The 8,371-nt window shown below is 69.8% G+C and carries 9 protein-coding genes; 3 read left to right on the forward strand and 6 right to left on the reverse strand.

What is annotated here, in order from left to right; all coding sequences use genetic code 11:
* Positions 1 to 180 precede the first annotated feature (180 nt).
* The 4 genes from IM725_RS18970 to IM725_RS18985 are packed head-to-tail and all read right to left on the reverse strand — an operon-like array spanning position 181 to position 4,945.
* Positions 181 to 879 carry an ABC transporter ATP-binding protein gene (locus tag IM725_RS18970; RefSeq protein WP_193782205.1) on the reverse strand — a complete coding sequence of 233 codons (699 nt, stop codon included), beginning with the start codon at positions 877 to 879 and terminating at the stop codon, positions 181 to 183.
* The gene (locus IM725_RS18975) at positions 876 to 2,711 is read right to left on the reverse strand and encodes a branched-chain amino acid ABC transporter ATP-binding protein/permease (RefSeq protein WP_193782206.1); all 1,836 of its coding nucleotides are present in this window, start codon (positions 2,709 to 2,711) and stop codon (positions 876 to 878) included. Before IM725_RS18975 ends, IM725_RS18970 begins: the two co-directional genes overlap by 4 nt.
* A complete protein-coding gene (locus IM725_RS18980) occupies positions 2,711 to 3,586 on the reverse strand; it encodes a branched-chain amino acid ABC transporter permease (protein ID WP_193782207.1) in 876 nt (291 codons plus the stop codon). Before IM725_RS18980 ends, IM725_RS18975 begins: the two co-directional genes overlap by 1 nt.
* A 3-nt stretch (positions 3,587 to 3,589) precedes the next feature.
* On the reverse strand, positions 3,590 to 4,945 hold the full coding sequence (locus IM725_RS18985; protein WP_193782208.1) for a substrate-binding protein: 1,356 nt from the start codon (positions 4,943 to 4,945) through the stop codon (positions 3,590 to 3,592).
* Positions 4,946 to 5,375: 430 nt separating this feature from the next.
* Between IM725_RS18985 and IM725_RS18990 the strand changes: the two genes are divergently transcribed.
* Positions 5,376 to 5,597, forward strand: a complete 222-nt coding sequence (locus tag IM725_RS18990; RefSeq protein ID WP_193782209.1) for a DUF3820 family protein — start codon at positions 5,376 to 5,378, stop codon at positions 5,595 to 5,597.
* Between the two features lie 20 nt (positions 5,598 to 5,617).
* Here the strand turns inward: IM725_RS18990 and IM725_RS18995 are convergent, their stop codons facing one another.
* On the reverse strand, positions 5,618 to 6,211 hold the full coding sequence (locus IM725_RS18995; RefSeq protein WP_193782210.1) for an HD domain-containing protein: 594 nt from the start codon (positions 6,209 to 6,211) through the stop codon (positions 5,618 to 5,620).
* An 87-nt stretch (positions 6,212 to 6,298) separates the two neighbouring features.
* On the opposite strand from IM725_RS18995, the gene IM725_RS19000 reads away from it, so the two are divergent.
* Positions 6,299 to 6,940, forward strand: coding sequence for a glutathione S-transferase family protein (locus IM725_RS19000; RefSeq protein ID WP_193782211.1), 642 nt, complete (start codon positions 6,299 to 6,301; stop codon positions 6,938 to 6,940).
* Positions 6,937 to 7,728, forward strand: a complete 792-nt coding sequence (locus IM725_RS19005; protein ID WP_193782212.1) for a hypothetical protein — start codon at positions 6,937 to 6,939, stop codon at positions 7,726 to 7,728. The genes IM725_RS19000 and IM725_RS19005 overlap by 4 nt, the downstream gene beginning before the upstream one ends.
* 15 nt (positions 7,729 to 7,743) lie before the next feature.
* Here IM725_RS19005 and IM725_RS19010 read toward each other — a convergent pair.
* A partial coding sequence (locus tag IM725_RS19010) for a class I SAM-dependent methyltransferase (RefSeq protein ID WP_193782213.1) occupies positions 7,744 to 8,371 on the reverse strand: 628 nt, incomplete at its 5' end.

Consider the following 8,371-nt stretch of genomic DNA (forward strand, 5'->3'; position numbering starts at 1 on the left):
TGTTCGTGGTGGTGCCCCTGCTGCTGGCCGGAACCGGAGGGCCCGCGGTGTCGTGCTGCAGGGACCACCAGGCCACGCCGCCGGCCAGCAGCAGGGGCACCACCACGAACATCCACGGACGAATCATGGCTCGAGTATAGGCATTTGCATTGGCGCAAATGTAAAACGCGCCGCGCCGGCTCAGACCCCCAGGTAGCGCTGCAGCAGCTCCGGCTTCGCCTTCAGCTCCGAGGCCGGGCCCTCGTGCGCGATGTGGCCGTTGTTCAGGATGTACACGCGCTGCGCGAGCGCCAGCGTGGCGGCGATGTTCTGCTCCACGATGACGATGGTCTGCCCCTCGCTGGCGAGCCGGCGGCAGGCCTCCATGAGGTCGCGCACGATCACCGGCGCCAGGCCCTCGAAGGGCTCGTCCAGCAGCACGATCTTGGGGTCGCGCACCAGGGCGCGCCCGATGGCCAGCATCTGCTGCTCGCCGCCGGAGAGGTCGGTGCCACGGCTGCTGCGCCGCTCCTGCAGCCTGGGGAACATCTCGTAGATGCGCGCCAGCGGCCAGCGGCCCTTGGCCGTGAGCCCGGCCAGCACCAGGTTCTCCTCCACGTCCAGGCTGCCGAAGATGCGCCGTTCCTCGTGCACCAGCTGCATGCCCTCGCGGGCGATGGCGTGGCTCTTGCGCCCGGCCAGCTGCACGCCGTCCAGCACCACCGAGCCCGCGCGCGGCCGCACCACGCCCATCAGGCTTTTCAGCGTGGTGCTCTTGCCGGCGCCGTTGCGCCCCAGCAGGGCCACCACCTCGCCCTTGTCGACCCGCATCCCCACGTCGAAGAGGATGTGCGAGTCGCCGTAGTAGCTGTGCATCCCCTGGACTTCCAGCAGGCTCATGCCGCGCCCTCCTCGTGCACGCCGCCCAGGTAGGCTTCCTGCACCTGGGGGTTGGACTTGATCTCGGCGGGCGTGCCTTCCACCAGCACGCGGCCCTCCTGCAGCACCGTGATGCGGCCCGCGAGTTCGAACAGGGCGTCCATGTCGTGGTCGATCACGACCATGGTGCGTCCCTGGGCGATGGCCTTGAGCAGCTGCACGGTCTCCGTGCGCTCGCTGGGGCTCATGCCGGCCAGCGGCTCGTCCAGCAGCAGCAGGCTGGGCGAGGAGGCGAGGGCCAGGCCGATCTCCAGCCGCCGCTTCTCGCCATAGGCCAGCTCGGCCACCGGGGCCGAGGCCCGGCCCTGCAGGCGCACCAGGCCCAGCGTGCGTTCCACCCGCTCGGCCAGCCCCGGCAGGGTGTCCAGCCGGCGGAACATGTCGAGCCGGAAGCGGCCGCGCAGGTCGGCCAGCACGGCGATCTCCACGTTCTGGCGCACCGTGAGCCGGTTGAACAGCTGGTTGACCTGGTAGCTCTTGGTCAGCCCCAGCTGGCACACGGCCGTCACGTCGCGGCCGGTGATGTCCTGGCCCTCGAACACGATGCTGCCGGCGCTGGGGGCCACTTCGCAGGTGAGCATCTTGAAGAAGGTGGACTTGCCCGCGCCGTTGGGGCCGATGATGCCGCGCAGTTCGCCGGCGTCCACGCTGAAGTCGATCTCCTGGTTGGCCACCACGCCGCCGTAGCGCTTGGTGAGGCCGCTGGCCTTGAGCACCGGCCCCGTGTAGCTGGCGTTGGCATGGTGCGTGGCCATGGGCTGTGACGCAGCCGGCGTCGCGGCGGCGGCCGCGGCCGGGGCCTGCACGGCGTCGTCCGCAGCCCGTGCCGCGCCGCGAACGAACAGGCCGCGCACGGCCCCCACAATGCCCTGGCGCAGGAAGGAGACCAGCACCACGAACACCAGCCCCAGCACCAGCTTCCAGGCGGCGCCCAGCTGCAGCGTGCCCTGCAGGAAGTCCTGCAGGAACAGCCACAGCGCGGCGCCCACCAGCGGCCCTACGAGCGTGCCGCGCCCGCCGATCGCGGTCTGGATGATGAGCTGGCCCGAGGTGTCGAACATGAAGGCGTCGGGCGGCATGAAGCCCTGCAGCACCCCCAGCAGGCCGCCGGCCAGGCCCGCGTAGGCCGCGGCGATGACGAAGGCCGTGAGCTTGTAGCCGTGCACGTTGTGGCCCACGGCGGCCGCGCGCATCGGGTTCTCGCGGATGGCGGCGAGGATGGCCCCCACCGGCGAATGCACGATGCGCAGGGCCAGCGCGAGGCCGACGAAGTAGCAGAAGGCCAGGAAGGGGTAGAGCGACCAGCCCGAGCTGAAGTGCAGGGTGGTGAAGCCCAGGTTCACCATTGGGGTGGGCACGCCGGGCAGGCCGTTCTCGCCGCCGGTCCAGTCGGACAGGGGGTTGAACTCGACGAAGAAGAAGATCTCGGCGATCGCGACGGTGATCATCGCGAAATAGATGCCGGTGCGCCGCATCGCCAGCATGCCGACCAGCCAGCCCACGAAGGCGGCCACCACCATGCCGATCACCAGCGCGGTGATCACGTGCGGGAAGCCCGCCCGCGTCAGCAGGTAGGCGGCCACGAAGCCGCCCGTGCCGTAGAAGGCGGACTGCCCGAAGGAGAGCAGGCCGGTGTAGCCGAAGAGGATGTCGAAGCCCAGCCCGAACAGGCCCCAGACCAGGATGCGGTTGACGGTGTTGGGTGCGGCGCCCAGCGGTGGCAGCACGAAGGGTGCGGCCACCAGCAGCACCAGGGCCAGCAGGTGCCAGCGAAGTCGAAGCAGGAGGTTCATCAGTTTCGTCCCACGGCGCCCATCAGCCCGCGTGGACGCACGAGGAGCACGAGGGTCATGGCCGCGAACAGCATCACGTAGGCATAGCCCGGGTTGACCATGGAGGTCAGGCTGACGATCTCGCCGGCGATCAGGCCGCCCAGGATCGCGCCGGGGAAAGACCCCACGCCGCCGATCACCACCACCACGAAGGTCTGCACCAGGATGGTCTCGCCGACTTCCGGTGTCAGCGAGACCACGGGGGCGTTCACGATGCCCGCGAAGCCGGCCGCCATGGCGCCGATGCCGAACACCACCATGAAGATGCGGTAGACGTCGATGCCCAGCGAATCCACCATCACCGGGTCCTCGATGCCGGCGCGCACGATCATGCCCAGCCGCGTGCGGTAGAGCACCACGTACAGCGCGGCGAGCGCGAGGGCGCAGATGCCCACCACGCCCAGCCGGTAGGTGGGGTACATCATCACGCCCAGGTTGGTGATGCCCACCAGGGCCGAAGGCGGCTGCACGGTCTGCGACTGGCTGCTGAAGATCAGCCGGATCGCTTCCACGAAGCAGATCGACAGGCCGAAGGTGACCAGCAGCTGGTCCTCGTCAGGCCGGCCGTAGAAGTAGCGGATGATCCCGCGTTCCATCACCACGCCCAGCAGGCCGACCGACAGGGTGCCGGCCAGCAGGGCGAGGACGAAGGAGCCGGTCGCCTGGTAGGCGGCGAAGCCGGCGTAGCCACCCAGCATGAACATCGCGCCGTGCGCGAGGTTCAGCACGCCCAGCGTGCCGTAGATGATGGTCAGGCCCGAGCTGATCAGCGCCAGCAGCGCGCCCAGCGCCAGGCCATTGAACAGCTGGGAGAGGAAGTTCGCCCAGGAGAGCACGGCTCAGGTGTACGAGCCGAGGTTGCAGCCGAAGGCGTCGGGCTTCTGCATCAGGCCTGCGCCCGGCACCACCTCCACCACCTCCCAGAAGTCCTCCTTGTTGCGCATGGCGCTCTTGGCCTTGCCGCGCACGATGACCACGGGGCGCACCAGCTGGTGGTCCTCCGGCCGCCAGCTCACTTCGCCGACGAAGGAATTGAGCTTGCGCGGCGATTCGTAGGACTTGATCACGTCAGGCGGGTAGAAGGTACCGGCGTGCTCCACGGCCTCGGCCCAGAGCGCGAACTCCATGTAAGCGTTCTCGGCGCCCCATTCGGGCTTGTAGCCGAACTTCTTCTCGAAGGCCTCCACGAACTGCTTGGCGAGCGGGTACTTGTCTTCCAGCGTCCACCAGAAGTCGGTGGCGGCATAGACGCCCTCGGTGATCTCGGGGCCGACCTCGCGCGCCAGGAAGGGGATCTGGTAGGGGATCACCAGCTTCATCTTGGGCAGCAGGCCGAACTGCTTGGCCTGCTGGGTGGAGAGCACCGCGTCGTGGCCCCAGTTCACGTTCACCAGGATCTCCGCGCCGGAGTTCGCGATGTTGGTGAGGTAGGAGCTGTAGTCGGGCGCGCCCAGCGGCGAGACCTGGTTGGTCACCATGGTCCAGCCGCCGTTCTTGGCCAGGAATTCGTTGACCGACTTGGTGACCGTGTGGCCATAGGTGTAGTCGGGCGTCATGAAGGCGGCCTTGCGGTTCTTCCCGTAGGCCTTGAGCAGGGCCGGGCCGATCGCGTTGGCGGCCGTCTCGCCGTAGAAGTTCTGCCGCACGCCATAGCGCACGCAGTCCTTGCCGGTGGTGTCGTTGGAGCCGGAGATGCCGCAGACGAAGATCACCTTCTCGCGCTGCGCCAGCTTGTTCAGCGCCACGGCCACGGCGCTGGAGGTGCCGCCGGTGATCATCACCGCCTTGTTCTCGGTGATGAAGCGCTGCTGCGCCTGCACCGCGTCGTTGGGCTTGGCGGCCGAATCGGCCACGCCGTATTTCAGCTGCTTGCCCAGCACGCCCTTGGTGGTCTTGGGCGAGATGGCCTTGATCAGGGGGTGGCCCTCGTTGATGTGCTCGATGGCCAGCTGGTAGCCCTTGAGCTCGTCCTCGCCCTGGAGCGCGTAGGTGCCCGTGCGCGGCACGGTGATGCCGATGAAGACCGAATCGCCCTGGCTGCCGGCGGGCCAGGTGCCCAGCGCGGGCTTGCCCTTGTCGTCGGCGGCGAAGGCGCTGGTGACCAGGCCGGGCAGGACGCCCAGCCCGGCGGCGCCCGCGCCGGCGCGGATGATGTCACGCCGGCTGACGGTGAAACTTCTCTTGGAGGAATTCATGACAGTCTCCTTGTCGTGGAACGGAACCATCGGCACCAGCTCAACCATTTGAGCAAATGCAGACGCTGGAGCGAATGTATCGCCGCGCGATACACCATGTATCTGGCGATAACCCTCACTGCACCGGACGGGGCGGCTGCGCAGGCGCGACCGGGGAAGCTGCGGGTTTTCCCGAGGGAGAACGGGCAGGGCGATCCAGGCGACGCGCGGCCTCCAATCGCGTCATGGACGGGCCCCAGAAGAAAAAACGCCCTGGTGGACACCAGGGCGCGGCGGATACCCGTCGAATGAAGACTCTCTGCCGGCAGCGCTGCCAACGCACCCGGCCGGTCCAGTGTATTTGCTGCAATCCACCTGCCTATCAGGGTAAGCCCGCCGGGCTCGCGGCAGGCCCCGGCCGGGGGTTCACCGGCTTGGCGACAATGCATGCATGTCCGAGCCGCTAGACCTCCTCGTCAGCACCCGAATGCCCTATGGCAAGCACAAGGGCACCTTGATCGCCGACCTGCCGGGCAATTACCTGAACTGGTTCGCGCGCGAAGGCTTTCCGCCGGGGCAGCTGGGCCGGCTGCTCGCCTTGATGCAGGAGATCGACCACAACGGGCTGAAGCACCTGCTGCAGCCCCTGCGCTCCGCCGCGCCGCCGTCTTAGGCAGGATGGCGCGTTCGGGCTCAGGCGCGGGCGCCGTCCTTGTCGAGCGCAGCCTTGTAGACGCTGGTCCTGGGCGTGGCCATCAGCCGCCGCACCATGGGCTCGAAGCTGGCCAGCGGCATGAACTCGCGCCGGGGATCGAAGCCCCGGTTGTCGTACAGGTCCACGAACTCCGCCGTGCGCTCGTAATGCGGGCTGGCCTTGAACTGGTCCCGCATGTTGCGGTCCAGCCCGATGTAGTGGAAGAAGTTGTAGCCCTGGAAGATGCCGTGGTTCTGCACCATCCACAGGTTGGCCTCGCTCACGAAGGGCTTGAGGATGGCCGCCGCGATGTCCGGGTGGTTGAAGCTGCCCAGGGTGTCGCCGATGTCGTGCAGCAGCGCGCACACCACGTACTCCTCGTCGCGCCCGTCCTCGTGCGCGAGCGTGGCGGTCTGCAGCGAATGCGTCAGGCGGTCCACCGGGAAGCCGCCGAAATCGCCGTCCAGCAGCCGCAGGTGGTCAAGGACGCGGTCGGGCAGCGACCTGGCCATCCGCATGGCCTCGGGGACGATGAGGTTCCAGTCCTGCTGGGTGCTGTCTTCCATGCGGGTGAACTGTGCGCGTGCGTTCATGGGGTGGCTCCTGGCTGTGGTGGGCATGGTACGGGAGCGCGGCACCGCGCGCTAGGATGCGGGCTCCACTTCGATGCGAGACGCGAAATGAAGCTCTATTACGCCGACACCCTGATGCCGCGCCTGGCCTGCGCCGTCGCCACGCTGGTGCGCGCCCCGGTCGAGTTCGTGCGCGTGGACCTGTTCCGCGGCGAACAGAAGACGCCGCGCTTCCTCGCGCTGAACCCGAACGGCAAGGTGCCGGTGCTGGAGGACGGCGACCTGCGGCTGTGGGAGGCCGACGCCATCGCCTGCCACCTGGCGCGCCGCTTCCAGCCCGCGCTCTGGCCCGAGGCGCAGACGCACGAGCTGGTGCGCTGGCTCTCGTGGAACGCGCGCCACTTCACGCAGGCCGGCTCCATCCTGTACTTCGAGCACGTGATCAAGGGCCAGTACCTGAAGCAGGCGCCCAGCGAGCGCGCGGTCGAGCGTGGGCTGCAGGAGTTCCGGGCCGGCGCCCAGGTGCTGGCCGCGCATCTCGCCAACCGGCGCTTCGTGCTGGGGGAGGAGCTCACGCTGGCCGACCTGGCGCTGGCGACCGCCTTGCCCTGGACCGAGGCGGCGCAGCTGCCGCTGGACGAGTGGCCGGTGCTGCGCCACTGGTATGCGGCCATCGAGTCGCTGGAGGGCTGGCGGCACCCCTACCCGGCCAAGCCGCTGGCCTTCGCCGACCTGCCGCCCCAGGCTTGAAACGACTGCTCGTCATCGCGCTGGCGGCCTGCGCGCTCCAGCCGGGGCTTGCGCAGGCCGAACTGCGGCGCCAGAACGCCGGCGCCTGCGAGGTGCTCGCCCCCGAACCGGAGGACCCGGCCCTGCGCTGGGACTACTGGTGGTCGGGCGCGTGCAGCGGCGGCCTGGCCACGGGGCCGGGCTTCCTGCTGCAGTACATGATGCCGGGCGGCTTCGGGGACGTGTACGCGGCGACCCTGGTGCAGGGCCGCATGCAGGGCGCGCTGCGCGTGTACGGCTCGCGCTTCCTGGGGGCCGAGTGGCGGGTGCGCGCTGCGCGCGTGGCGCAGGCGTCGGCGGGCGCGGGCGAAGGCACGGCGGCGGGCGAGGGCGGCGGCGACGTCCTGGAAGCCCTGCCGGGCACGGACGGCACGCCGCAGGATGCGCCCGCCCTGGACGAGGTGCTGCCCCGCTTCGCCTTGCCCACGGACCTGCAGGCCGCGCTGGTGCGCTTCGCGCGCGAGGTGGGCCATCCGCAGATGCCGGCCTTGCCCGTCGCGCCGCAGCCCCTGCGCTGCCCGGCCTTCGTCGACGCGCAGGGCGCGCCGAACGCCCAGGGCCGGGGCACGGACGTGCTGGCCTTCATCCGGGCCCACGAGAGCCCCGAGGCGGCCCGGCAGGACGCCCTGCTGCAGGCGCTGCAGGCTCCGCCGCAGGCCGCGGGCGTGCGCGCCGGACCGGATGAACCGCGCCGCCGCCTCGCGCTGGCGACGGCGGTGTCCGGCTGCGCGGCGACCCTGGCGCGCTGAGGGCCGGGCCGCGCTTCAGGCCAGCGGCTTGCGCGCCACCAGGCCCACCAGCGCGGAATGGCCGCGGTGGGCCGTGCCTTCGGCGAGCTCCTCTTCCCAGCTGCGCAGTTGCAGCAGCTCGTAACGCGGGAAGGCCTCGCGCAGCAGGGCCTCGGTGTAGAGGTTCTCCAGGCGGCCGGGGCCGCCGGTCTTGAAGCGCAGCTGGTCGGGGCCGTAGCCCAGCAGCAGCAGCGTGCCGCCGGGCTTGAGCGCCTGGTCGATGTGCTGGAACAGTCGCGCGCGCGCCGCCGGGTCGGCGAACTGGAAGAAGATGCCCACCACGTTGTCGAAGGCGGCCTGGGCCCAGGCGTAGTCTTCCCAGCCGCAGCAGTGGAAGTCCACCTGCACCTGCTGGCTCTGCGCCAGCGCGCGCGCCTTCTCCACGGCGACGGGCGAGAGCTCGAAGGCGCTGGCGGCGAAACCCTGGCGCGCGAGCCAGACGCTGTTTCGGCCTTCGCCGTCGGCCACGCACAGCACCCGGCCGGGCCGCAGGTGGGCGGCCTGCGCCACGAGGTAGGCATTGGGTTCGGTGCCGAAGAGGAACCCCTCGGCCGCGAAGCGCTGGTTCCAGTGGGCGAGGGGGTCGTTGAAGCTGGGGGAGGGG

Origin of the sequence: Ramlibacter aquaticus (genome assembly GCF_015159745.1) — a bacterium.
Taxonomy (GTDB): domain Bacteria; phylum Pseudomonadota; class Gammaproteobacteria; order Burkholderiales; family Burkholderiaceae_C; genus Ramlibacter; species Ramlibacter aquaticus.

Bases quoted from the DNA above. Each gene is read 5' to 3' on its own strand.
- IM725_RS18970 (WP_193782205.1), bottom strand. From the start codon at position 879: ATGAGCCTGCTGGAAGTCCAGGGGATGCACAGCTACTACGGCGACTCG.
- IM725_RS18975 (WP_193782206.1), bottom strand. From the start codon at position 2,711: ATGAACCTCCTGCTTCGACTTCGCTGGCACCTGCTGGCCCTGGTGCTG.
- IM725_RS18985 (WP_193782208.1), bottom strand. From the start codon at position 4,945: ATGAATTCCTCCAAGAGAAGTTTCACCGTCAGCCGGCGTGACATCATC.
- IM725_RS18990 (WP_193782209.1), top strand. From the start codon at position 5,376: ATGTCCGAGCCGCTAGACCTCCTCGTCAGCACCCGAATGCCCTATGGC.
- IM725_RS18995 (WP_193782210.1), bottom strand. From the start codon at position 6,211: ATGAACGCACGCGCACAGTTCACCCGCATGGAAGACAGCACCCAGCAG.
- IM725_RS19000 (WP_193782211.1), top strand. From the start codon at position 6,299: ATGAAGCTCTATTACGCCGACACCCTGATGCCGCGCCTGGCCTGCGCC.